The organism is Acidovorax sp. LjRoot129 (genome assembly GCF_964253765.1).
Classification (GTDB): Bacteria; Pseudomonadota; Gammaproteobacteria; order Burkholderiales; family Burkholderiaceae_C; genus Acidovorax.
On the sequence record NZ_CAXUSE020000001.1, the window covers coordinates 2839556 to 2861595 of the forward strand.

At 65.8% G+C, this 22040-nt stretch carries 21 protein-coding genes; 16 read left to right on the top strand and 5 right to left on the bottom strand.

Features of this window, described 5'->3' with window-relative positions:
- Positions 1–55: 55 nt before the first annotated feature.
- Both ACSQ3Q_RS12995 and ACSQ3Q_RS13000 read right to left on the bottom strand, forming a co-directional pair.
- Entirely contained in the window at positions 56–898 is an 843-nt protein-coding gene (locus ACSQ3Q_RS12995; RefSeq protein ID WP_436134786.1) for a sensor histidine kinase, read from the bottom strand.
- A gap of 60 nt (positions 899–958) precedes the next feature.
- Positions 959–1627 carry a LuxR C-terminal-related transcriptional regulator gene (locus ACSQ3Q_RS13000; protein ID WP_436136997.1) on the bottom strand — a complete coding sequence of 223 codons (669 nt, stop codon included), beginning with the start codon at positions 1625–1627 and terminating at the stop codon, positions 959–961.
- Positions 1628–2258: 631 nt separating this feature from the next.
- Between ACSQ3Q_RS13000 and ACSQ3Q_RS13005 the strand changes: the two genes are divergently transcribed.
- From ACSQ3Q_RS13005 to ACSQ3Q_RS13025, 5 genes are all read left to right on the top strand, one after another.
- On the top strand, positions 2259–2732 hold the full coding sequence (locus tag ACSQ3Q_RS13005) for a hypothetical protein (RefSeq protein WP_436134787.1): 474 nt from the start codon (positions 2259–2261) through the stop codon (positions 2730–2732).
- A 160-nt stretch (positions 2733–2892) separates the two neighbouring features.
- A complete protein-coding gene (locus ACSQ3Q_RS13010) occupies positions 2893–3354 on the top strand; it encodes a hypothetical protein (RefSeq protein WP_436134788.1) in 462 nt (153 codons plus the stop codon).
- Between the two features lie 40 nt (positions 3355–3394).
- A complete protein-coding gene (locus tag ACSQ3Q_RS13015) occupies positions 3395–5182 on the top strand; it encodes a DUF4384 domain-containing protein (RefSeq protein WP_436134789.1) in 1788 nt (595 codons plus the stop codon).
- Between the two features lie 39 nt (positions 5183–5221).
- Positions 5222–6490, top strand: coding sequence for an SEL1-like repeat protein (locus tag ACSQ3Q_RS13020; protein ID WP_436134790.1), 1269 nt, complete (start codon positions 5222–5224; stop codon positions 6488–6490).
- 415 nt (positions 6491–6905) lie between these two features.
- Complete coding sequence (locus ACSQ3Q_RS13025) at positions 6906–7754, top strand: inositol monophosphatase family protein (RefSeq protein WP_436134791.1); 849 nt, start codon at positions 6906–6908, stop codon at positions 7752–7754.
- Positions 7755–7906: 152 nt separating this feature from the next.
- On the opposite strand, the gene ACSQ3Q_RS13030 is transcribed toward ACSQ3Q_RS13025, so the two are convergent.
- Complete coding sequence (locus ACSQ3Q_RS13030) at positions 7907–8821, bottom strand: LysR family transcriptional regulator (RefSeq protein WP_436134792.1); 915 nt, start codon at positions 8819–8821, stop codon at positions 7907–7909.
- A 215-nt stretch (positions 8822–9036) separates the two neighbouring features.
- Between ACSQ3Q_RS13030 and ACSQ3Q_RS13035 the strand changes: the two genes are divergently transcribed.
- The 9 genes from ACSQ3Q_RS13035 to ACSQ3Q_RS13075 all read left to right on the top strand — a co-directional run bounded on the left by ACSQ3Q_RS13035 (position 9037) and on the right by ACSQ3Q_RS13075 (position 18415).
- Positions 9037–10560, top strand: a complete 1524-nt coding sequence (locus ACSQ3Q_RS13035; RefSeq protein ID WP_436134793.1) for a CoA-acylating methylmalonate-semialdehyde dehydrogenase — start codon at positions 9037–9039, stop codon at positions 10558–10560.
- Positions 10561–10806: 246 nt separating this feature from the next.
- A complete protein-coding gene (locus ACSQ3Q_RS13040) occupies positions 10807–11193 on the top strand; it encodes a lysozyme inhibitor LprI family protein (protein WP_436136998.1) in 387 nt (128 codons plus the stop codon).
- 46 nt (positions 11194–11239) lie between these two features.
- Positions 11240–12406, top strand: coding sequence for an acyl-CoA dehydrogenase family protein (locus ACSQ3Q_RS13045; protein ID WP_436134794.1), 1167 nt, complete (start codon positions 11240–11242; stop codon positions 12404–12406).
- Between the two features lie 320 nt (positions 12407–12726).
- A complete protein-coding gene (locus tag ACSQ3Q_RS13050; protein WP_436134795.1) occupies positions 12727–13197 on the top strand; it encodes a TfoX/Sxy family protein in 471 nt (156 codons plus the stop codon).
- 52 nt (positions 13198–13249) lie between these two features.
- On the top strand, positions 13250–13651 hold the full coding sequence (locus ACSQ3Q_RS13055) for a DUF488 domain-containing protein (protein ID WP_436134796.1): 402 nt from the start codon (positions 13250–13252) through the stop codon (positions 13649–13651).
- 123 nt (positions 13652–13774) lie between these two features.
- Positions 13775–14668 carry a 3-hydroxyisobutyrate dehydrogenase gene (gene mmsB, locus ACSQ3Q_RS13060; RefSeq protein ID WP_436134797.1) on the top strand — a complete coding sequence of 298 codons (894 nt, stop codon included), beginning with the start codon at positions 13775–13777 and terminating at the stop codon, positions 14666–14668.
- A 133-nt stretch (positions 14669–14801) separates the two neighbouring features.
- Positions 14802–15464, top strand: coding sequence for a hypothetical protein (locus ACSQ3Q_RS13065; protein WP_436134798.1), 663 nt, complete (start codon positions 14802–14804; stop codon positions 15462–15464).
- Between the two features lie 115 nt (positions 15465–15579).
- A complete protein-coding gene (locus ACSQ3Q_RS13070; RefSeq protein WP_436134799.1) occupies positions 15580–16005 on the top strand; it encodes a DUF2946 family protein in 426 nt (141 codons plus the stop codon).
- A 241-nt stretch (positions 16006–16246) separates the two neighbouring features.
- Positions 16247–18415, top strand: a complete 2169-nt coding sequence (locus tag ACSQ3Q_RS13075; protein WP_436134800.1) for a TonB-dependent siderophore receptor — start codon at positions 16247–16249, stop codon at positions 18413–18415.
- A gap of 156 nt (positions 18416–18571) precedes the next feature.
- On the opposite strand, the gene icd is transcribed toward ACSQ3Q_RS13075, so the two are convergent.
- Complete coding sequence (icd, locus tag ACSQ3Q_RS13080) at positions 18572–19831, bottom strand: NADP-dependent isocitrate dehydrogenase (RefSeq protein ID WP_436134801.1); 1260 nt, start codon at positions 19829–19831, stop codon at positions 18572–18574.
- Positions 19832–20027: 196 nt separating this feature from the next.
- On the opposite strand from icd, the gene ACSQ3Q_RS13085 reads away from it, so the two are divergent.
- Together ACSQ3Q_RS13085 and ACSQ3Q_RS13090 are read left to right on the top strand one after the other, a co-directional pair.
- Positions 20028–20330, top strand: a complete 303-nt coding sequence (locus ACSQ3Q_RS13085; RefSeq protein ID WP_436134802.1) for a hypothetical protein — start codon at positions 20028–20030, stop codon at positions 20328–20330.
- A gap of 209 nt (positions 20331–20539) precedes the next feature.
- Complete coding sequence (locus tag ACSQ3Q_RS13090) at positions 20540–21028, top strand: DUF192 domain-containing protein (RefSeq protein WP_436134803.1); 489 nt, start codon at positions 20540–20542, stop codon at positions 21026–21028.
- Between the two features lie 194 nt (positions 21029–21222).
- Here ACSQ3Q_RS13090 and ACSQ3Q_RS13095 read toward each other — a convergent pair whose 3' ends face one another.
- Positions 21223–21804, bottom strand: coding sequence for a superoxide dismutase (locus tag ACSQ3Q_RS13095; protein WP_436134804.1), 582 nt, complete (start codon positions 21802–21804; stop codon positions 21223–21225).
- Between the last annotated feature and the right edge of the window lie 236 nt (positions 21805–22040).

The window sequence follows — 22040 nt, forward strand, 5'->3', positions numbered from 1 at the left end:
CCGACCAGCTTGCAAGCATTGGCAACAGAAGAGCCTGCAGAGCCGGTGCTTCGCCTCACACCGGCGTGATACACGGCACCACCGCACGGATGCAGGTGCCGCCCCCCTCTCCCCGCAGCACCAGCAGCTCGCCGCCCGCCAGCCGTGCCCGCTGGCTCATCCCGGCCATTCCCCGGCCTGCCGCGGCGAGGCGGTCAAAGGACCCAGGGGGCTGAATGCCTTTGCCGTTGTCGCTGACTTCGATGCACCAGGATTGCGCGCCTTCGAGGTACCTTGCGCTGACCTGGACCTCCGTGGCGTCGGCGTATTGCAGCGCGTTGCTCAGCGCCTCCTGAACAATCGCCACCAGGTGGGTGGAGCTGTCGGCGTTGGGCAACACGGCGCTCAGGGGCGGGTCCACTTCCCACGCCATGCGGATGCCGCGCCGCGCGAGGACGGGTTCGATCCGGTATCTGAGCTGCGCCAGGCGATCGGCAAACGGGGCACCGGCGCCGTCAATGGCGTCCACCACGAGGCGCATGTCCAACATGCATTTCTCGAGCGCCGCGTGAATCTCGCGTTCGCGCGGCCGTTCGGGGTCGAGCAGCACCAGGGCGCAGACCAACTGCGCGCCCAGGTTGTCATGCAGGTCTCTGGCAATGCGGCGCCGTTCCGCCAGCACCTCGGCGCTGGCGCGGGGGTTGAGCCGGGGGCGCCACCGCAGAGCCCGCGGCAGCTGCAACAGCAGCAGGGCGCCAAGCCCCGCGGTCGCGCCGAAGAGCGCCAGCTCGCACCAGAACCCATGCATGAAATAGGCTGCCGACCCGGCCCAGCGGAACGCAATCGCAAGCAACACGACTTGCAGCAGCCAGAGACCCACGCAGAGGACGGCAAAACCGGGCGGGCGGGTACGAAACATGGTGCGAAAGTGCGATGACTCAGGCAACGATTGCGTACGGGGCGAGCAGCGAATGGGTCGCTAGAACAAGCCCCGCAGGGAGGCAAACCGCACCGCCTGCGCGCGGGTGCGCACCTGCAGCTTGCGGTAGATGTTGCGCAGGTGGGTGTTGACCGTCATGCTGCTGATCAGCAGGCGCGAGCCGACCTCGGTGCTGGTGTAGCCGCTGGCCACCATCCGCAGGACTTCTTTCTCGCGCACCGAGAGCCGGTCTGCGTCGTCCGGCCGCCGCCGCTTGGTCTCGGCGGCATTCGCGCGGTCAAAACGCTGCAGCAGCCTTCGCGCAAGATTGGGCGTGATGGACGCACCGCCGTTGGCCACCTGCAGCACCGCCAGCGGGTAGTTGCGAAACCAGGAGTTCTTGCTCAGGTAGCCGGTGGCTCCGAGCTCGAACGCGCGGATCACCTGGTCATCGTCTTCCATGATTGAGATGACCACTGCCTGGGCCGAAGGGCGCGCCGTTCGGACGTATTCGAGCAGGTCAAAGGCATCGCCGTCGCCCAGGTTCAGGTCGACCAGCAGCACGTCGAACTCATGCTGCTTGATGGCCCTGCGCCCCTCCTTCACGCTCCCGGCCTGGGCGACCACCAAGGTGCGTGCATCGGACATCAGCTCCTGGGCGATCACCAGACGAATGTGCGCATCGTCATCCACCAGAAGCACCCGCACCGGGCTCTCCTTTTGCCCCATCAGGAACGCCGGCCAGACCGAAGGCGCGGTACCGAAGATGTCGAACTGCCCCGAGGACCACGGTGGCGGCGAAGACGTGGCGTCGGCAAAAGCCAAGGGGGGCGCCGTGGGGATAGCGGGGTTTCCAAAGTTGCCAGGCTGCAATTCGTTCATACGAAAAAACTCCTGCGGACTGTGTCCGTGCTGACTCACGCCCGTTTGACTTCGCCACCCTGCACGCGGTCCTGGAGCCGGCCGGGCTTTGGCTCCATCTTTTGTGCCCGTCGAGCGGCACGGCATCCAAGATGCGGCAAATAAAAGTTGAAATCCATAACTAAATGTGGACCTCACAAATTTAACAATTGGTTACTACCTCGTATTTTGCGTCGTTTTCCCCGTTTTTTCCATACGCGCGGTATGCCGTCGTCCGAGGTAACAACCAAACACAGGGTTGGGGAGTTCCACCGAACTGGCTACCTCAATCGGTGGATTCGCCGCCAGCGGGTGCCGCAACACACTGAACCCAGACAGCACGAGAGGGGCCGGTTTCGTTGGAGAAGCGAGAGACGAGCCCCACTCCACTGTCCATACCCTGCCCGCAGCCACGCTGCATGGCAGACCCGTGTTGAAGTTCACCTTTGAAGGATCCGTCATGAAAACCCTTGCATTCATCGCCCTCAGCGTGGCCACCTCTGCTGCCCTGGCCACAGGCCCTGTGGCTTCCAGCCCCGACATCACGATCACAGGCAACTCCACCCAGGCTGTTTCGCTGACCTCGGTCTCCGTGAACAACAACTCGACCGGCTCCAAGAGCGAGGCGTTCCAGAACCTGGGCTCCAACACCGGGAACGTCACCATCAGCGGAAACTCGCTCCAGACCGTGACCGGATCTGGTGGCAACGTGACCAACACTGCCAGCGGCAGCGAGGCTTATGCCAGCCAGAACCTTTCCTCCAACGTGGGTGAAGTCACCATCGGCGGCAACTCCACACAGATCACCGCCATGAGGAATTCGTCGATCAACAACCTGTCCAGCGGCAGCAACAGCAAGGCCGTGCAGAACATTGCGACGAACAACGCCTGCTTTACCTGCCAGCCCACCAAGCCCGCCGGCTGGCCCTACTGAGCACTGCCGGCACGGCAGCACCAACGGCCTCTTGGCCCAGCGCGGCCTGGGTCTCCGTCTGGGCAGCATCCTGCTGCCCAGACCTGCGAGCAGATGGCGTGCAGACCTGGCGCCCTCGCCAGCCGCGCGGCAGCCCCCTTTCTCCTTCTGGAGGTGTTCCATGAAGACACGTTTTTCTGCGCACTGGGTCACCTGGGCGATCTGGGCCCCGTGGGCTACCTGGGCCGTCGCCCTGTCCGCCTTGTCGATCGCAGGCCCCGCGTGGTCGCAAGCCCCCGGCGAAGACCCGGTCGTGCTCAACCAAAAACTCAATGTACAGATGCTCCCCATGGGCGCAGGCCCTGCCTCGACCGGCCTGGACAGTACCAACGCCATGCCCTCATGGCTGCGCGCCCGCATCGCACGCTACGAAGCCAAGGCTTTCTCGGACGACACCAGCGGCGTGCTGACCAACAACGATGTGGTCACCACGGCCAACGCGCAGGGCATGCAAAAGACCTGCGTGCAAGAGGTGGGCAGCAACACCGCATCGGGCAGCGCCACGGGTGCAGGCAAATACGGCCCCAACCAGGCCCCCCAGGTGGTGGTGCTGCGCGGCGACCTCGTCAACATCTGCAAGTGATCCGGTTCGCACTGCAGCCACTGCAGCGAGGAGAGACAACATGCCGCCCTTCAACCTCGGCCAGGCAGGTGCAGACCCGCGCGGCGCAACAGGCGCCCACCGCACAACACTGTGGGTATTGCTGCTGGCCTTGGGGCTTAGCGGCTGCGCCACCCCGCGGGACCCGCGGAAGGACCAGGAGTTTCAAGCGCTGGCCTCCATCACCGACCGGCCCGTGGTGCGCCCTACCCGCTCCATCTCCAGCTTTTCCGATTCGCTCATGTGCATGGACCACCTGCTGCGCGACGCACAGCTGCCCACCACGCTCATCACCAGCAAGCAGATCCCCGACTACTCCACCCGCGTGACCGTGGGCACCAAGGACATGGTGATCACTGCGCTGTCGCAGATGTCGCGCCTGAGCAATGCGTTCAGGTTTGTCGACTACGAGGTGGACATTGCGCGCCAGGACACGGTGCAGAACCTCACGACCATCCTGCTCAACAACAACCAGATGCAGCTGCAGCGGCCGGCGCTGTACCTGTCGGGCTCGATCTCGTTCGTGGACCAGAACGTCATCAACAACCGGTTCGACACCGGGCTCTCGGGCCCACGCATCGACCTGGGCTACAGCCAGAGCCGTAACGCCACCATCATCGGCCTGGAGATGCACCTGGGCGACTTCCGCACCCGCACGCTGATTCCAGGTCTCGACTCTGCCAACGAGGTGGTCATCGGCAACGGCGGCCAGGGGGTCGATCTGGCCGGCCGCATCGGCACCTACGGCGTGCAGTTCAACGTGGGGCGCGACTACACGCAGGGCTCGGGCGGCGCGGTGCGAACGCTGGTGGATCTGGCCACCATCGAGCTCATCGGCAAATGGGCCCGCGTGCCGTACTGGCAATGCCTGACGCTGGAGCAGAACCACCCGGACTTCCAGCGCCAGCTGCGCGACTGGTTTGACGAAGGCTCGCCCGCCGTGCGCACCCAGCTGGTGGCGCGCTCGCTCAGCAGCCAGGGCTACCTGGCGCCCAGCGCCACCCCGGTGCCAGACCACAGCCCCGTGTTGCGCGGGGCGCTGGCGCGGTTTCAGGCCGACAACGGCATGGTGGTGACGGGGGTGGTTGACTTTCCTACTTACGAGCGCGCACTGCGCAATTTTGTCGGCCTGTCGGCCCAGGGCACGCTGGCCCGCATCGGGTGGGCCAGCACCCACGCCGAGCCTGTGGTGCAGGTGGCAGATGCCGCGGCAACGGCCGCAGCCCCACCGACATCCGCACCCGGCACGCCGGCCCGTGGCGCCAAAGTGGTCACGCAAGTGCCGCCGGCCCTGCAGTACGGCGCCCCACCGCCACCGCGCACCATCGACCTGCAGATCGAGAACGTGCTGCTGGAGCGCACCGCGTTTGAAGTGGGCGAGCAGATCTTTCTGTCGGCCACCGTATCGCGGGCGTCGTACCTGCAGTGCTTTCTGGCCGATGCCACGGGCACCCTCATCCGCCTGATTCCCAACCGCGCCAACCCCACGGGCTGGGTGTCGGCCAACCATGCCATCCGCATCCCCGACTGGATGAGCCCGAACCCTGGCTTCATCATGGACGCGGCCAGCCCGGGCACCGAAGGCATTGCCTGTTTTGCCACCGACGAGGACAGCACCCCCCTGCTGCCCGAAGAGCTGCGCGGCCCGCCGCTCAAGCCGCTCAAGAACTACCCGACGCTGGAGCGGGTGAACGAGGCGTTTGCCGCGGCGCTGGGCACTGAGGGCTACACGGGCAACGCGGTGTACTGGCATGTGGTGCCGCGCAGGCCGGTAGCCGCCGCGGCCGCGCAACCCGCAGCGCGCAAGTAGGCCAGCGGCTGCACGGCAAAGCCATCAGCGGCGTCCACCATGGCCTCCGTAATTGCGCCGCATGACACCACCCCGGCGGGGTTGGCAGCGCCGGCGTGGGCACGGTCTGCGCGTGGGCGCCTCACACGCCAATTGGCAGCCGCCTGCATCGCTGTGCTGGGCGGCTCGGTGCATGCCGTGGCGTCGGTGCACGCGCTGCCGGCCCCGGTGCAAGCGCCTATCGAACGCGCGACCCTGAACGCGGCGTCGCCCCACGCCCCGGGGCCCGACAACCCCGCCCGGGAGAAAATCTTGAACACACTCCGCAGCATGGCGCAGGGCGACGGCACGCCGCCGCGCAAGCCACGCGCTCCAGCGGCCCGCTCCGCCGCAGACCTGCCGCCCGCCGACGCAGCCTGGCTGCTGGGCTTGCTGGCCCTGCATGGCCTGGCCATGCCGGCCAACCCGCCGCAAGCCCAACACTGGTTTGAACGTGCGCAAATGCTCGGCCACCCTTTGGCGCCCGCGGGCCTGGCGTGGTGCCAGCTCAGCGGGTGCGTGGCGCCGCCCAACCCTGCCGCGGCCCTGCCGTGGATCGCGGTGGTGCGGCGCACCCACGCTGCGTTGGCAAAGTACCTCGAATGGCATGCCGCCAAGGCCCTGGCACCGCTGACCGAACCGAACCCAGCGCCACCACGCCGGGACACGGGCCGTGACGCAAGGCACGACCCCGGGCGTGATGCCGGCCGCGACACCAGCGCGCTCGCCTCTCCCGCCTCCAGCCCCGCCCTGCTCAAGCTGCTGACAGAAGCCAGCCGCGCGGGCAGCGCGCAGGCCACCAACGAACTCGGGCTGGAATACCTGGCCTCAGGCGATCTGGACAAGGCCGCCGCGCAATTCCAGGCCGCATCGGCACGCTCAGCCGCGGCCGCCGCCAACGCGAGCCTGCTCGCCAGCCGCCTGCACGTCGGCGCCGCAGAACGCACACGCCCTGCCGCCCACAGCGCAGCAGACTGGTACGCCGAGGCACAGCGCTACCACCGCGGCGACGGTGTTCCGGCCAACTACGCCGAAGCCGTGCGCCTGTACCAGATCGCGGCCAGCAGCGGCGACGCACAGGCGCGCCGCATGCTGGCGCTGATCTTCTCCCGCCCCGCACCGGACGGCACAGTGGACGTCGCCTGGATGCAGCAGCTCGCGTCGGTAGAGACGGGCCCCAGCGGCCTGCCCCGCGCCGCCGCCAAACCCCTGGCACCCCACGGCTGGCAGCGCGACCCCACACCGTTGTATGAGCTGGTGCCGCCCGAGTGGCGGGCGCCTCCGCGCTGAGGTGTGGGGGGCGCCGGTAGCGGCGGCGGGCATTTCGGCTGACGTGCCGTGCGGCGCGACTGCACAGCCGCGCACACGCTCCGGCTGCCTACTTTATGAATAAAAGCAGGGCCTAGCGCTTATTCCATAAGCGTTAATAGCTATTTATTTAGTAGCATTCTTCGATATAGCAACCTTTGCTGCACCGCCGCCGACTTCCGCAGAACCGTCCAGGCGGCGTGACGCGCGCCACGAGTTCCGCGCGGCACGGCGGCCATTCAGGCTTTGCATGAAACGCGTGCCATGGCTGATTTTCGCGCGCAGCGCTCAACCACAATCGAAGGTGCGCGCCCGAGGCACAGCATCGCCCGAGTGGCCGCCCCGAACCCACCATCTACAACGCTGTCAGCACGACCTGTACAGCCTGTACCCCCCGATGATCGATCACGTCACCCAGCTCCTTCGCCACGCCGCCGCACAGGCGGTGCTCCCCCGCTACCAGTCCCTGCGTGCGCAGGATGTGGTGGAAAAGTCCCCCGGCGAACTCGTCACTGCAGCCGACCGGGAGGCCGAGTCCATCATCACCGAGGGGTTGCTGCGCCTGCTGCCGGGCTCGGTGGTGCTGGGCGAAGAAGCCGCCAGCGCCCAGGTGCAGGTGCGCGACCGCCTCTCGCACGATGGCGATCTGTGGCTGGTGGATCCGCTGGATGGCACCGCCAACTTCGTGGCGGGCCAGCCGTGTTTCTCCATGATGGTGGCGCTGGTGCGGCGTGGCCAGACCGTGGCGGCCTGGATGCTGGACCCGCTCGCGGACAGCATCCACATCGCAGAGCAGGGAGGCGGCGCATGGACCGACGGCACGCGCGTGCGTGCGAACCCGGCAGCGCCTGCAGACCAAGCCCTTCGCGGCGCAGTGTTCACCCGCTTTCTACCGGCGCACTTGCGTGACCAGATTGGCGCACGTGCACACCGCATCGCCGCCGTGCTGCCCGGCCTGCGCTGCGCGGGCCATGAGTACCCCGCCATCGCCACGGGGGCGCAGCACTTCGCCCTGTTCTGGCGCGCTGAAGCCTGGGACCATGCACCGGGCGCCCTCTTCCTGACCGAAGCCGGTGGGCGGGTGGCCCGCTTGGACGGGCGCTGGTACGTGCCGACGGATGTGCGCCCCGGTTTGCTGGCGGCGCAGAACGCCGCGGTGGGGACGCGGTGGAGCGCGTGCTGCTGTCCACCTGAACCCATACACCCACTGTTAAGGATGGCCTGCATAACCCTCGCGAGGCGGTGATAGTGCGGATCGGGATGGGCTACAAGGCGTCTTTTTGCAGCCAATAGCCGGGCTATTGGCAAGAAAAGCGACGCAGTAGACCGCCCGAGGCCGCGCTGTCACCGACCGCAGGGAGTTACGCAGGCCATCCTTAAAGGGTCGGTGGCGGAGCGTCAGTCGCCTGGGGTAGGTTCGACCGGCCCGGGCAGCAGCAACCCCTGCTGCGCCGTCACCGTCTCACGCAGAAAGGCCCAGGTGGCCTGCATGCGTGCCACGTGCTTGTTCTCCTCGGGCATCGACATCCAGAAGGTGCGGGTGAAACGTGCCGTCTCCGGCAGCACGGCGGTCAGCGACGGGTCTTGCGCCGCCACAAACGCCGGCAGCACCGCCAAGCCAGCGCCTGCGCGCACCGCTTCGTACTGCGCCAGGATGCTGGTGCTGCGCAGCGCAAAACGTGCGGGGCGGTGCAGCTCGTCCAGGATCTGCAACTCCTTGGTGAACAGCAGGTCGTCCACATAACTGATGAAGCTGTGGCCGCGCAGGTCGTCCGCGGTGTGGATGGGCGTGTGCCGGGCGAGATAGCTGCGCGTGCCATAGAGCTGCAGCACGTAGTCGGTGAGTTTGACCACCAGCACCGCGCCGCGGGCCGGGCGCTCCAGCGATATCACGATGTCCGCCTCGCGCCGCGACAGGTGCACCAAGCGCGGCAGTGCCAGCAGGTCCAGCACCAGGCCGGGGTGCTCCAACGCAAAGTGCGCCAATTGCGGCGCCAGCACCAGGTTGCCAAATCCTTCGGTCGTGCCGATGCGCACCAGGCCCTGCAGGCCCTGACGCACGCCGGGCGCGGCGTTCTCCACCGCCAAAAACGCGGCCTCCATGGCCTCCACCTGGGGCAGCAGTGCGCGGCCGGGCTCGGTCAGCCGGTGGCCGCCCGCCTCGCGGGCGAACAGGGCCGAGCCCACCTGCTTTTCCAGCGCCTGGATGCGGCGGGCCACCGTGGTGTGGTCCACCGCCAGACGGCGCGCAGCGCCTACCAGCGTGCCGGCGCGGGCCAGCTCCAAAAAGTAGCGCAGATTGTCCCAATCCATCAAAGCCCCTCGTCGCTGTGCGCGCCCATGCCGGCAGGCAGCGCCCATAGTCCGTGCCTCCGTCGCGATCTGCATTTTTGCAAACCTTGTGCGCAGTATTGTCTATTGTCTTCACAATTTTGCACAGCTACGATGCACGGGTTGCCCGCTGCTTGCCCTTGCTCTTTGCCCTTTCCACGGGCTTCTCGCGCCCTCACTTTTCAGGAGACAAATCCATGAATGCACCCACTTCCCAGGCCGTCCTGGCTCCCACCGTTAAGCTGCTCATCGGCGGCCAGTTTGTTGAGTCCAAGACCACCGAGTGGCGCGATGTGGTCAACCCTGCCACGCAAGAAGTTTTGGCGCGCGTGCCGTTTGCCACGGCCGAAGAGATCGACGCCGCCGTGGCCTCGGCCAAGGAAGCCTTCAAGACCTGGAAGAAGACGCCCATCGGCGCGCGCGCTCGCATCTTCCTCAAGTACCAGCAACTGATCCGCGAAAACATGGCCGAGCTGGCCGCCATCCTGACTGCCGAACAGGGCAAGACCCTGCCCGACGCCGAAGGCGACGTGTTCCGCGGGCTGGAGGTGGTGGAGCACGCCGCCAGCATTGGCAACCTGCAATTGGGCGAGCTGGCCAACAACGTGGCCAACGGTGTCGACACCTACACGCTGATGCAGTCGCTGGGTGTGTGCGCGGGCATCACGCCCTTCAACTTTCCGGCCATGATCCCGCTGTGGATGTTCCCGATGGCGATTGCCACGGGCAACACCTTCGTGCTCAAGCCTTCTGAGCAGGACCCGATGGTGACCATGCGCCTGGTGGAGCTGGCACTGGAAGCCGGTGTGCCACCCGGCGTGCTCAACGTGATCCACGGCGGCGAGATGGCCGTGAACGCGATCTGCGACCACAAGGACATCAAGGCGATCAGCTTTGTCGGATCGACCAAGGTCGGCACCCACGTCTACAACCGCGCCAGCCTCAACGGCAAGCGCGTGCAATGCATGATGGGCGCGAAGAACCACGCCATCGTGCTGCCCGATGCCAACAAGGAGCAAACCCTGAACGCCCTGGCCGGTGCGGCCTTTGGCGCGGCAGGCCAGCGCTGCATGGCGCTGTCGGTGGTCGTGCTGGTGGGCGAGGCGCAAAACTGGATCCCTGAACTGGTCGCCAAGGCCAAGACCCTCAAGATCAGCGCCGGTACCGAAAAGGGTACGGACGTGGGCCCCGTGGTGTCGTGCGCCGCGAAGGACCGCGTGCAGGGCCTGATCGAGCGCGGCGTGGCCGATGGCGCCAAGCTGGAACTGGACGGCCGCAACCCGGTGGTCGCAGGCTACGAGAAAGGCAACTTCGTGGGCCCCACGGTGTTCAGCGGCGTAAAGCCCGGCATGAGCATCTACGAGCAGGAAGTCTTCGGCCCTGTGCTGTGCCTGTCGGCGGCGGCTGATATTGACGAAGCCATCGCCTTCATCAACGACAACCCCAACGGCAACGGCACCGCCATCTTCACGCAATCGGGTGCGGCGGCACGCAAGTTCCAGGAAGAGATCGACGTGGGCCAGGTCGGCATCAACGTGCCAATCCCCGTGCCCGTGCCGCTGTTCTCGTTCTCGGGTTCGCGCGCTTCCAAGCTGGGCGACCTGGGCCCCTACGGCAAGCAGGTCGTGCTGTTCTACACGCAGACCAAGACCGTGACGGCGCGCTGGTTTGATGACAGCACCATCTCGCATGGTGTGAATACGACCATCAGCCTGAAGTGAGGCGCAGGGGCGGTGCGTGCTGCGACGCGCGCCCCGCTGCCCGCAAAAAATAGCAACCCGTTCACGCTGAGCCTGTCGAAGCGCCGCGCAAGGCTTCGACAGGCGCGGCCCAAACGGTTGGGGGCACTGAGTGTTTAGCGTTACGCCGGGGCGTGTCAAAGACCCTGCCAGCCGGACGCAAGCCGCGCAACGGCAGTGTTAAAAGAGGCCATGCAAACTTTCAAGACGACCCGCTGGCTATCGGCCATGGCGCTGTGCACCGCCTTCTTCGGCACGCTGCTGGCAAGCCCCGGCGCGCTGGCACAGGCCGGCGCTGCCTGCCGGGACGCTGGCACGGTGGAGGAGACCAATGCCTGCGCCGTCAAGGCCTACCAGGAGGCCGACACGCAGATCGCAATCCTCTACGGCGACGTGATGCGGGCGCTGTCTGCGCATGAACGCCCCCTGCTGCGCCAGGAGCACAGCAGCTGGCAGCGGGACCGCACCACACGCTGCAAGAAGGCTACGCGCAGCACCGAGTCAGACGCCGAGGGTCCGCGGCTGTACCACGAATGCCTGACCGCAGAGACCCAGGCGCGCCGCAAGGGGCTGATGCGCTGGCTGACGCTGGAGCACCCCTCGGCCAAGCCCTGACCTGGGCATGCAGAACAACAAGAACTGACGAGACGAGCAACACACCATGGACTTTGAACTCACCGAAGAGCAGCGCGCCTTTGCCCAGACCGCACGCGACTTCGCCCAGGCAGAGCTGGCCCCCCACGCCGCGCACTGGGACGAGGAAAGCATCTTTCCGCGCGAAGCGATTGCCAAGGCGGGCGAGCTGGGTTTTTGTGGCCTGTATGCGCCCGAGGCCGCAGGAGGCCTCGCCCTGCCCCGGCTTGATGCCACGCTGGTCTTCGAGGAAATGGCGGCGGTGGACCCCTCCACCACCGCCTTCATCACCATCCACAACATGGCCACCTGGATGCTGGGCACCTGGGCCACACCCGCGGTGCGTGACCACTGGGGCCCGCTGCTCACCACGGGCGAAAAGCTCGCGTCGTACTGCCTGACCGAACCTGGCGCAGGCTCGGACGCGGCCTCGCTCAAAACGCGTGCCGAGTTGGTGGGGCATGAGTACGTCATCAACGGCAGCAAGGCCTTCATCAGCGGCGCAGGCGCCACCGATGTGCTGGTGCTGATGGCACGCACGGGCGATGCGGCCTCCGGTGCCGGCGGCATCAGCGCGTTTGTGGTGCCGGCCGATGCGCCGGGCATCAGCTACGGCAAGAAGGAGCAAAAGATGGGCTGGAACAGCCAGCCCACGCGCACCATCAGCTTTGACAACGTGCGCATCCCTGCCGACCACCTGCTGGGGCGCGAGGGCGAGGGCTTCAAGATCGCGATGAAGGGCCTGGACGGCGGCCGCATCAACATCGCCACCTGCTCGGTGGGCGCAGCCCAGGGCGCGCTGAACGCGGCGCAGCAGTACGTGCAAGACCGCAAGCAGTTCGGCAAGCCGATCGCGAGCTTTCAGGCGCTGCAGTTCAAGCTGGCCGACATGGCCACCGAACTCGTCGCCGCGCGCCAGATGGTGCGCCTGGCCGCGAGCAAACTCGACGCCGGTGCGCGCGACGCATCCACCTACTGCGCCATGGCCAAGCGCTTTGCCACCGACGCCGGCTTTACCGTCATCAACGACGCCCTGCAACTGCACGGCGGCTACGGCTACATCCGCGAGTACCCGCTGGAACGCCTGCTGCGCGATGCGCGCGTGCACCAGATTCTGGAAGGTACGAACGAGATCATGCGGGTGATCATTGCGCGGCGGATGCTGGATGGGGATGCGCCGGAGGCGATCCGATAGGTGGTGAAAATACCGCTCCATGACACACAGTCCCGTTCGCTACACCCACTTTCCACGCTTTGAGGAAACCACGCTGCCGCGATGTCCCGGATGCCAATCGGAGCGCCTGCAAGCGGGACACATCCAGATGGGCGAAGGCCCGGGCACATGCGAGTTCATCCCGGCGGGTTACAAGTGGAAGTTTTTGCGGGCGTCCTATGGTGTGGCTGTTCACTCGAACCAATTCCAAATGTGCAAAGACTGCGGCTTGCTCTTCCGACACGAAGACCCTCGCGCTCTTCAAGCCTACATAGACCGCAACGCCAAGACCTGAGTACGCTATGCCCGCCCGCCCCCTCTCCGACGAAACGCTGCACCTGATCGACGCCGTGCGCACCGCGCTCGCGCAATGCTGCGATGTGGAAGAACGCCCGCTGTTCGGCACACATGCGTTCTTCGTGGACGGCAAGATGTGCATCGCGGTCAAGGGCGAAGAACTGCTGGTACGCCTGCCGCCTGAGCGCCATGGCGAGCTGCAGGAGATGCAGAACACCCGCGAGTTGTCACCCGGCGGGGGCATGAAAGGCTACTTCTGGGTGGAGCCCAACGGCTACTCCACGCGAGCGCAGTGGAGCTTTTGGGTCGAAGAGGCTCTGGCGTACAACCCGCTGGCCAAGGCCAGTCCGCGCAAGAAAACCGCGTCCGCAGCAGCCAGCAAAGCGGCACCCGCCACTGGCAAGAAGCCAGCAGCCAAAGCGGCAACGAAGACAGCGGCAACCAAGAAGCACAGCATCTTCGAGGCCGACGACTGAGCCCCCGCCCCGCAGGCATACCATCCCTCCAGCCCACCCCGGAGCCACCACCATGCCCATCCGCATCGTCCGCCTCGGCACCCCGCGCGCCACCGGCGAAGGCACGCGCATTGGCACCGTGCGCCGCCCGCCGCGCGGTGTGCCCAAGGCCGAGTTCGCCCGCCGCGATTTCTATGACGTGTGGTACCCGCTGCTGGCGCCCACGCAGGAGCTGATGGCCCAGGGCCAGCAGGTGCCATCCGGCCACGAAGGCGACAAGGACTGGCAGGCCTTCGTCAAACAGTTCCGCAAACAACTGGCCGAGCCCGAAGCCAGCCGCACACTCGATTTGCTGGCCGCGCTGTCGCACCACAGCGCAATGTCGATGGGCTGCTACTGCGAGGACGAAGCGCGCTGCCACCGGTCGGTGCTGCGCGCCGAGCTGCTGGCGCGCGGGGCCAGCGTGCACGACTGAATTTGAAGCATTTTTGGCCTGCATCGCTTATCTCATAAGCGCTTATCTCATAAGCGCTTATAGCTACAAAATGCATAGCACAACCTTTCCCATCATCCCAACGACATCAAGGAGCAACACCGCATGAAAATCGCATTCATTGGCCTCGGAAACATGGGCGGCCCGATGGCCCTGAACCTGCACACGGCGGGCCACGATGTGGGCGCTTTTGACCTATCCAAACCCGCCTGTGACAAGCTGGCGGCCGACGGCGTGCGCATTGCCACCGATGCCGCCAGCTGCGTGGTGGGCGCCGAAGTGGTCATTAGCATGTTGCCTGCCAGCCAGCATGTAGAGGCGCTGTACCTGGGCAACGACAAACAACCCGGCCTGGTGCCCCAGCTGGCAGAGGGCGCGCTGGTGATCGACTGCTCGACCATCGCGGCCGCCACCTCGCGCAAGGTCGCCGAGGCGGCCAAGGCGCGGGGCCTGGCCTTTATCGACGCACCCGTGTCCGGCGGCACAGGCGGCGCCATTGCCGGCACGCTGACCTTCATGGTGGGCGGCGACACCGCAGCGCTGGAGCGCGCCCGCCCCATCCTCGAAAAGATGGGCGCCAACATCTTCCACGCGGGCGACGTGGGCGCGGGCCAGACCGCCAAGATCTGCAACAACATGCTGCTGGGCATCCTGATGGCCGGCACCAGCGAGGCGATTGCCCTGGGCGTGGCCAATGGACTCGACCCGAAGGTGCTGTCCGAAATCATGCGCCGCAGCTCTGGCGGCAACTGGGCGCTGGAGAAATACAACCCCATGCCCGGCGTGATGGAGACCGCGCCCGCCAGCAAGGGCTACGCGGGTGGCTTTGGGACAGACCTGATGCTGAAGGACCTGGGCCTGGCGCAAGAGAACGCGGCTGCGGTGAAGGCATCCACTCCCCTGGGTGGCCTGGCGCGCAGCCTGTATGCGGCGCACAGCCTGGCGGGGCATGGGGCGCTGGATTTCTCCAGCATCATCAAGCTGGTGCAAAAGCGCTGATTCGACCGCCCTGCCAGGGGCCGCGAAATGCCTGCGCACAGCGGCAACGTCGGTTACCCGACAGCGCCGCGCGCGCATGCTCTCTATCATCCGGCGCTTCGTTCTTCCACCCGCCCGTTGACGAGGCCACCGCATGACCCCTTGGCACCCTGCCCCCTCCACCCGCGCGCTGGCCATGGCCGGCGCCGCTTTGCTGGGGCTGCTAGGCCTGGCCTTTGCGGCGGCCGCATGGACGCGCCAGATCGACCTGTTCTCCTTGGTGCCTCCCGGTGGCACGTCGGCAGACTTCAGCGACGCGCAGCGGCAAGACCTGTACCGCACGTTCTTCACCATCTGGGCTGCTCTGGTGCTGGTCACTCCCGCCCTCGTGTTCTTTGTGTGGCGGCGCGGCTCGGCGCTTGCCGGGAGCCTCTGGCGTGCATTCTGGACGGCATCGCTGCTGGCATTTGCGGTGCATTTCTATTGGGCGGTGGTCGTCATGTTCGGTAACGACTGGGGCCGCATCCTGCACACACCGCGTGTGTCGGCACCGGTGCTCGACACCGTGTTCGCGGTGTGGTGGTGCATCGACGTGCTGCTCGCCTGGGCCTACCGGGGCGAACCCGGTTGGGTGCGGGTGCAGCGCTGGCTGGTGCACATCCTGGCCTTCATCCTGTTCTTTATGGGCGCGGCGCGCGAGGGCGAGTTGCTGGCCTCCCGTGCGCTGGGCTGGTCCATGGCAGTGATCGTGGCTGCGGCCCTGGGCTGGGCGCTGTGGCAGCGCCTGCGTCAGCGTCGCCCTGCCGCGGTAGTTTGAAGCCGCACGGGCGGGCACGCAGGTCCTGCAAGCCGCACCGCCGCTCCATTCCAGGCACCTGAGTCGCCACCACAAACCGTGCAAGCCGGCGTCCCGGCGCGCATCGCAGTTGAGTATGATTCGCACCCTCATGCTGCGCCGCACCATCCCACTCCACGCTCTGCTCTTGCTGGTGGTGTGGTTCAACGCACTGGTGGGCACGCCGCTGCACGAAATCCGCCACTTGCGCGAGGCGTTGCATGGCATCACTACCGCTGCGGCGCCAGCGGGCATCGGCCAAGCCGCAAAAGCCCATGCGGTCGCAGAGCTGGAGGCCGGTGGCGACGCTGAAAGCGGCACCGAAGAAGTCCATGCCACCTGCACTTGGTGCCTGACCCACGCGCTCGATGCGCCGCTGGTCACGATCACCCCACCCGCCCCACGTCTGAGCGCCGACGTGCTCGTGTTGGGGCCACCGGGCGATGCGGCACCTTTTACCGCCAGTCGGGTGCGCTGGCCTTTTGCGTCCCGCGCGCCTCCTTCTTTTACCGCTGCGGCCTGACGCGTTTCGCGGGCGCGGGAGCATGGAAAACCGTGCCCCCGCCCCGTCGCGCCGCCCTGCCCTTGTGCAGCGCGGTGGGGTGCCCTTGCCGTTGTGGTGCTGCGCCGTTGCGCGGCGCATGGCGCACTCGACAACTCCTTCGCCCCATTTGCAAACCCAGATCAGCCCTGAACGCGCCAGCTGCGTGTTGGCTCTCTACGTGCACGTTTGTTTGTTTTGCCCCCTATTCCATTTGCTAGCCATGCTTTCTTCCTTCTTTAAAACCCCGCCCGCCGCCCGCCGCACCTGGTCCGCAAAAGCCGCCGCGGCCTTTCTCGCGTCCCTGGCCCCCTGTGCTTTTTCCGCAGACGGCGAAATAGCCGCCACTCCCACCTTGTCCGCAGTAGACGTGGTGGGCCGCAGTGCCTCGGGCACCTACTACGCCGACGAGGCCGAAGGCGCCAAGACCAGCCTCCCCCTGCGCGAGCTGCCGCAGTCGGTGCGCGTGATGTCACGCCAGACGCTGGATGACCTGGGCGCCACGCGGCTCGACGATGTGCTGGACTACGTGGGCGGTGTCTCGCGCCAGAACAACTTTGGCGGGCTCTGGGACAACATCGCCATCCGCGGCCTGCCGGGCAACGAGAACACGGGCATGGCGACGCTGCTCAACGGCTTTTCGTCCAACCGCGGTTTCAACGCGCCGCGGGACCTGGCAGGCGTGGAGCGCATCGAGTTTCTGAAAGGCCCGGCCGCCGCGCTGTATGGCAGCAGCGAGCCAGGCGGCACGCTCAACATCGTGAGCAAGAAGCCGCTGTGGAAAGCGGCGCATTCCGTGGAGGCCTACGCTGGCAGCTACGGCCTGGGGCGCGCGGCACTCGACACTACCGGCCCCATCAACGACAGGCTGGCCTACCGCCTGAACGTGGCGGTGGAAGACCGGGGCAGCTTTCGCGACCACGTGGGCGCGCAGCGGCAGGTGGTGGCGCCCGCGCTGACCTGGAAGCTCACGCCCGACACGGTGCTGGAGTACACGGCTGAGTTCCTGCGCCACGCGACGCCGCTCGACCGCGGGGTGGTGGCTGTCAACAACCGCCTGGGGGTCGTGCCGGTGGGTCGGTTCCTGGGCGAGCCAGCGGACGGCGATGTCACCGTGCGCAACCAAGCGCACCAGCTGGTTTTGTCGCACGAGTGGAGCGCCGACTGGCGCAGCCGGGCCGGGCTGTCGTACCGCGAAACGGGCCTCAATGGTTTTTCGACCGAAGCCACGGCGCTGGCCAGTGACGGCCGCACGCTCACGCGGCAGCGCCGCTACCGCGACTTCCAGTCCGACGACGTGGCACTGCAGGCCGAGCTGCAGGGCACGCTGCGCGCAGGCGCCCTGGAGCACGAAGTGCTGGCGGGCGTGGATAGCTTTCGCTTCAGCATGGATTCAGTGATGCTGCGCGTGAACCCGAGCGCCGGGGCCCCCTATTCCATCGACATCTTCAACCCCGCATACGGTCAGGCCCAGCCCACGCCAAGGCCCAACACCAGCACGCTGGAAAAGCAGCGCAACACCGCGCTGTACGTGCAGGACACCATCAAGCTCGCACCACAGTGGCGCCTGATGGCCGGCCTGCGCGCAGACAACTACGACCAGTCGCTGCGCAATCGCCTGAGCGACCGCACCGCCGTGCAAAGCCCTTCCGCCGTCTCCCCGCGCCTGGGCGTGAGCTGGCTGCCATCGAGGCAGTGGACGGTGTATGCCAACACCGGCCGGTCGTTTCGGCCCAACAGCGGCAGCGATGTTGCTGGCAACGGGTTCGACCCCGAACGCGCACGCGCCATGGAGGTCGGCGCCAAGTGGGAAAGCGCGGACCAGCGCCTGGGCGCCACGGGTGCGCTGTTCGACATCCGCAAGCGCAATGTGCTCACCGGCGATCCGGTCAACGCTGGCTTTTCGGTGGCGGCGGGCGAGGTGCGCAGCCGCGGGCTGGAGCTTGACCTGGCCGGCCGCCTGAGTACGCACTGGCGCATTAACGCCAGCCTGGTGCTCAACGACGTGAAGGTGACCCAGGACAACACGCTGCAGACCGGCGGGCGGCTGCTGAACGTGCCCAGGGTTAACGGCAGCGTGCTGGCGGTGTACGAAGACACGCTGGCCAACGGCCAACGCTTTGGCGTGGGCGGCGGCGTAACACACGTGGGCAAACGCCTGGGTCAGGCGCGCACGCAGGCCGAGGCCAATGCCGGCTCGGCCGCGTTCGACCTGCCCTCGTACACCACCGCCAAGCTGATGGCCTATTGGCGCCTGAGCCCGACACTGAACCTCTCGCTGGACGTGGACAACCTGTTCGATGCCACGCACTACACCAGCTCGTACAGCCGGGTGTGGGTGACGCCAGGTGCGGCGCGCACGGTCACGGTGGGGCTGCAGGCCAAGTTCTGATGTGGACGAGCGGGCGGTCCGTGGCGACATGCGTAGCGGCGAGCTGTGATGAGGGCCGCGCCCGAAGCTCAGCAATCCAAACAGACGTAAAAAAAGCCCGGCGCGCACAAAGAGCCGGGCTTTTTTCGGGGCATCAAAGGACGCCCTGAAACGCGATCACATGTGGTCAATCATTACTTGCCCGAAACCCGAGCAGCTGACCTGCGTGGCGCCGTCCATCAAGCGTGCAAAGTCGTAGGTGACCTTCTTGGAGCCAATCGACTTTTCGAGCGAGCTCAGGATCAGGTTGGCCGCTTCGACCCAGCCCATGTGGCGCAGCATCATTTCGGCCGACAGGATTTCGGAGCCGGGGTTCACGTAGTCCTTGCCGGCGTACTTGGGCGCCGTGCCGTGGGTGGCCTCAAAACACGCCACCGAGTCGGACATGTTGGCGCCCGGGGCGATGCCGATGCCGCCCACTTGCGCTGCCAGCGCGTCGGAGATGTAGTCGCCATTGAGGTTGAGCGTGGCCACCACCGAATACTCGGCCGGGCGCAGCAGGATCTGCTGCAGGAAGGCATCGGCGATACTGTCCTTGATGGTGATTTCTTTGCCATTCTTGGGGTTCTTCAGCCGGCACCATGGGCCGCCGTCGATCAGCTCGGCGCCAAACTCGCGCTGCGCCAGGGCGTAGCCCCAGTCGCGAAAGCCGCCCTCGGTGTACTTCATGATGTTGCCCTTGTGCACGATGGTCACGCTGGGCTTGTCGTTGTCGATGGCGTACTGGATGGCCTTGCGCACCAGGCGCTCGGTGCCTTCGATGGACACGGGCTTCACGCCCAGGCCGGAGGTGTTGGGGAAGCGGATTTTCTTGACGCCCATCTCTTCCTGCAGGAACTTGATGAGCTTCTTGGCCTTGTCGGATTCGGCTTCGAACTCGATGCCGGCGTAGATGTCTTCGGAGTTCTCGCGGAAGATCACCATGTTAGTCTTCTCGGGCTCCTTGAGCGGCGAAGGCACGCCCTTGAAGTACTGCACCGGGCGCAGGCACACGTAGAGGTCGAGTTCCTGGCGCAGCGCCACGTTCAGCGAACGGATGCCGCCGCCCACGGGCGTGGTCAGCGGGCCCTTGATGGACACCACGTACTCGCGCAGCACCTGCAGCGTCTCTTCGGGCAGCCACACATCCGGGCCATAGACCTTGGTGGATTTTTCGCCCGCGTAGACCTCCATCCAGTGGATCTTTTTCTTGCCGCCATAGGCCTTGGCCACCGCGGCATCGACCACCTTGATCATCACCGGGGTGATGTCACGGCCCGTGCCGTCGCCTTCGATGAACGGGATGATGGGCTGGTCCGGCACATTCAACGACATGTCTGCGTTGACGGTGATCTTCTGGCCTTCGGCAGGCACCTGGATGTGCTGGTAGCTGGTCATACGGGGAATCTCCTGTGGGGCCGCACCCGGCTCGGGCGACGCTGGGCAACGCGGTCAAAACCAAACAATTCTAATGACAAAAAAATCGCAGAGGACCCCTGCTGCGCGGTGCTGACGCTGCTATCGTCGCCACCGGGACCACGCGCTTCGCGTGGCATCCCGACCTTCGTTCAACACAACACTGGAAACGGCATATATGAAAAAACTCCTCGCTGTACTGGTGGCTGGCTTGTTTGCTGCGGGTGCCATTGCACAAGCACCTGCTGCGGCCCCTGCCCCTGCACCTCAACCCGCCGCGGCACCCACCGCCGCGCCGGCGCCCATGGCTGCGCCTGCAGCTGCCGGGGCTGCGCCCGTAGCCAAGGCTCCAACCAAGGCCAAGACCGCCCACTCCACCAAGTCCGCCAAGAAGAAGACGACGACCGCAAAGAAGAAAGCGGCGACGAACAAGTCCACCAAGAAGGTCGCCAAGAAAAAGACTGCGCACAAGGTCGCCTGATGCGCCGCATGGACGGGCCGCACGCCTGAGCACGTTGCCCGGCCTCACAATCGCCCGCATTTGCGGGCGTTTTGCTTTTTGTGGCCCGCGTGTTGGCGGCGAGGAATTTTCTACAGGCCTGCGCCTCCATACACTGCTCTCAACGCAGCATTCAACGCCAGCGCGTCGCCTTCTCCCTTCAAGCCCAAGCCGTACCGAAAGCCTCGTCCATGAAGACCTCCTCCGCCGCTTCCACCTCCGTCGCACGCCGCGCGCTCACCGCCAGCCTGCTCCTCGCCATGGGCCTGTGGACAGGTGCCACCGCGGCGCAGGAAGGCCCCCAGCTGGATCTGCAGCGCGTGGAGCTCACCGTCGGCATGCACCGCATCGACGCCCAAGTGGCCGCCACGCCGCAGCAGCGTCAGACCGGCCTGATGCACCGCAAGGAAATGCCGCAGCACGAGGGCATGCTCTTCGTGTTCGAGCAACAGGCGCAGCAGTGCTTCTGGATGAAAAACACCTTGCTGCCGCTGACGGCCGCGTTTGTGGACGATGACGGCACGGTGGTAAATCTGGTGGACATGAAGCCGCAGACCCTCGACTCGCACTGCTCGACCAAGCCCGTGCGCTATGTGCTCGAGATGAACCAGGGCTGGTTTGCCAAGAAGGGCATCAAGGCAGGTGCCAAGCTCGGTGGGGCGCTGTTTCGGCGGCAGTGAACCTGGGGCGTGGTGACATGCCTCTAACCAAGTAGCTATTATATTTATAGCTACAAACGCTTGTTATACAAGCGCCAGGGGCCTAAATAACTCAAAAATCATGGTGCGCCCCACAAAAAAAGCGGCCTCGAGCCGCTTTTTTTTTGTGCCCCGCGCATTGCGCAACGGGGCGGCGCTTCATCAACCGAAGTCGATCAGGCGAAGTTTGCTTCGGCAAACTTCCAGTTCACCAGCTTGTCGAGGAAGGTCTCGACGAACTTGGGACGCTGGTTACGGTAGTCGATGTAGTACGCGTGTTCCCACACGTCCACTGTCAGCAGCGCCTTGTCGGCGGTGGTCAGGGGCGTGCCGGCGGCGCCGGTGTTGACGATATCCACGCTCCCGTCGACCTTCTTCACCAGCCAGGTCCAGCCCGAACCGAAGTTGCCCACGGCGCTCTTCACAAAGGCTTCCTTGAAGGCGGCGTAGCTGCCCCACTTGGCGTTGATGGCTGCAGCCAGCGCGCCCGATGGCTCGCCGCCACCTTGGGGGGCCATGCAGTTCCAGAAGAACGTGTGGTTCCAGATCTGCGCGGAGTTGTTGTAGATGCCGCCGCTGGACTTCTTGATGATTTCTTCGAGCGTCATGCTCTCGAATTCAGTGCCCTTTTGCAGGTTGTTGAGGTTCACCACGTAGGCGTTGTGGTGCTTGCCGTGGTGGTATTCCAGCGTCTCCTGGCTGTAGTGCGGCGCCAGGGCGTCGATGGCGTAAGGCAGCGGGGGAAGGGTATGTTCCATGGTGTTTCCTCGTGGTTTGAAATTCTGGGATGCGTGCCACCTGCTGCGTTCACCTCGTCACTGCAGTCGGGCACGGCGCGAAAGGGGCATTGTAGGAAGATCGGGTGACGCGTGCAGGCTTGGCGACGATTGCTTGCAAAGCAAGTTTGAGAAGGGAGGCGCCTGACAGGAGCCGGTAGCCAGGCTTGCTTGCATTGCGCCCTCTCACCTTGCTGGCACTGAGCAGCCCAGACGGT

Excerpts from the sequence above, each read along its gene's own strand:
- ACSQ3Q_RS13045 (WP_436134794.1), top strand. The coding sequence starts at position 11,240 with ATGGACTTTGAACTCACCGAAGAGCAGCGCGCCTTTGCCCAGACCGCA.
- ACSQ3Q_RS13070 (WP_436134799.1), top strand. The coding sequence starts at position 15,580 with ATGATTCGCACCCTCATGCTGCGCCGCACCATCCCACTCCACGCTCTG.
- ACSQ3Q_RS13025 (WP_436134791.1), top strand. The coding sequence starts at position 6,906 with ATGATCGATCACGTCACCCAGCTCCTTCGCCACGCCGCCGCACAGGCG.
- ACSQ3Q_RS13000 (WP_436136997.1), bottom strand. The coding sequence starts at position 1,627 with ATGGGGCAAAAGGAGAGCCCGGTGCGGGTGCTTCTGGTGGATGACGAT.
- ACSQ3Q_RS13090 (WP_436134803.1), top strand. The coding sequence starts at position 20,540 with ATGAAGACCTCCTCCGCCGCTTCCACCTCCGTCGCACGCCGCGCGCTC.
- ACSQ3Q_RS13005 (WP_436134787.1), top strand. The coding sequence starts at position 2,259 with ATGAAAACCCTTGCATTCATCGCCCTCAGCGTGGCCACCTCTGCTGCC.
- mmsB (WP_436134797.1), top strand. The coding sequence starts at position 13,775 with ATGAAAATCGCATTCATTGGCCTCGGAAACATGGGCGGCCCGATGGCC.
- ACSQ3Q_RS13020 (WP_436134790.1), top strand. The coding sequence starts at position 5,222 with ATGGCCTCCGTAATTGCGCCGCATGACACCACCCCGGCGGGGTTGGCA.
- icd (WP_436134801.1), bottom strand. The coding sequence starts at position 19,831 with ATGACCAGCTACCAGCACATCCAGGTGCCTGCCGAAGGCCAGAAGATC.
- ACSQ3Q_RS13065 (WP_436134798.1), top strand. The coding sequence starts at position 14,802 with ATGACCCCTTGGCACCCTGCCCCCTCCACCCGCGCGCTGGCCATGGCC.
- ACSQ3Q_RS13075 (WP_436134800.1), top strand. The coding sequence starts at position 16,247 with ATGCTTTCTTCCTTCTTTAAAACCCCGCCCGCCGCCCGCCGCACCTGG.
- ACSQ3Q_RS13010 (WP_436134788.1), top strand. The coding sequence starts at position 2,893 with ATGAAGACACGTTTTTCTGCGCACTGGGTCACCTGGGCGATCTGGGCC.
- ACSQ3Q_RS13040 (WP_436136998.1), top strand. The coding sequence starts at position 10,807 with ATGGCGCTGTGCACCGCCTTCTTCGGCACGCTGCTGGCAAGCCCCGGC.
- ACSQ3Q_RS13015 (WP_436134789.1), top strand. The coding sequence starts at position 3,395 with ATGCCGCCCTTCAACCTCGGCCAGGCAGGTGCAGACCCGCGCGGCGCA.
- ACSQ3Q_RS13035 (WP_436134793.1), top strand. The coding sequence starts at position 9,037 with ATGAATGCACCCACTTCCCAGGCCGTCCTGGCTCCCACCGTTAAGCTG.
- ACSQ3Q_RS13050 (WP_436134795.1), top strand. The coding sequence starts at position 12,727 with ATGCCCGCCCGCCCCCTCTCCGACGAAACGCTGCACCTGATCGACGCC.
- ACSQ3Q_RS13095 (WP_436134804.1), bottom strand. The coding sequence starts at position 21,804 with ATGGAACATACCCTTCCCCCGCTGCCTTACGCCATCGACGCCCTGGCG.
- ACSQ3Q_RS13030 (WP_436134792.1), bottom strand. The coding sequence starts at position 8,821 with ATGGATTGGGACAATCTGCGCTACTTTTTGGAGCTGGCCCGCGCCGGC.
- ACSQ3Q_RS13085 (WP_436134802.1), top strand. The coding sequence starts at position 20,028 with ATGAAAAAACTCCTCGCTGTACTGGTGGCTGGCTTGTTTGCTGCGGGT.
- ACSQ3Q_RS12995 (WP_436134786.1), bottom strand. The coding sequence starts at position 898 with ATGTTTCGTACCCGCCCGCCCGGTTTTGCCGTCCTCTGCGTGGGTCTC.
- ACSQ3Q_RS13055 (WP_436134796.1), top strand. The coding sequence starts at position 13,250 with ATGCCCATCCGCATCGTCCGCCTCGGCACCCCGCGCGCCACCGGCGAA.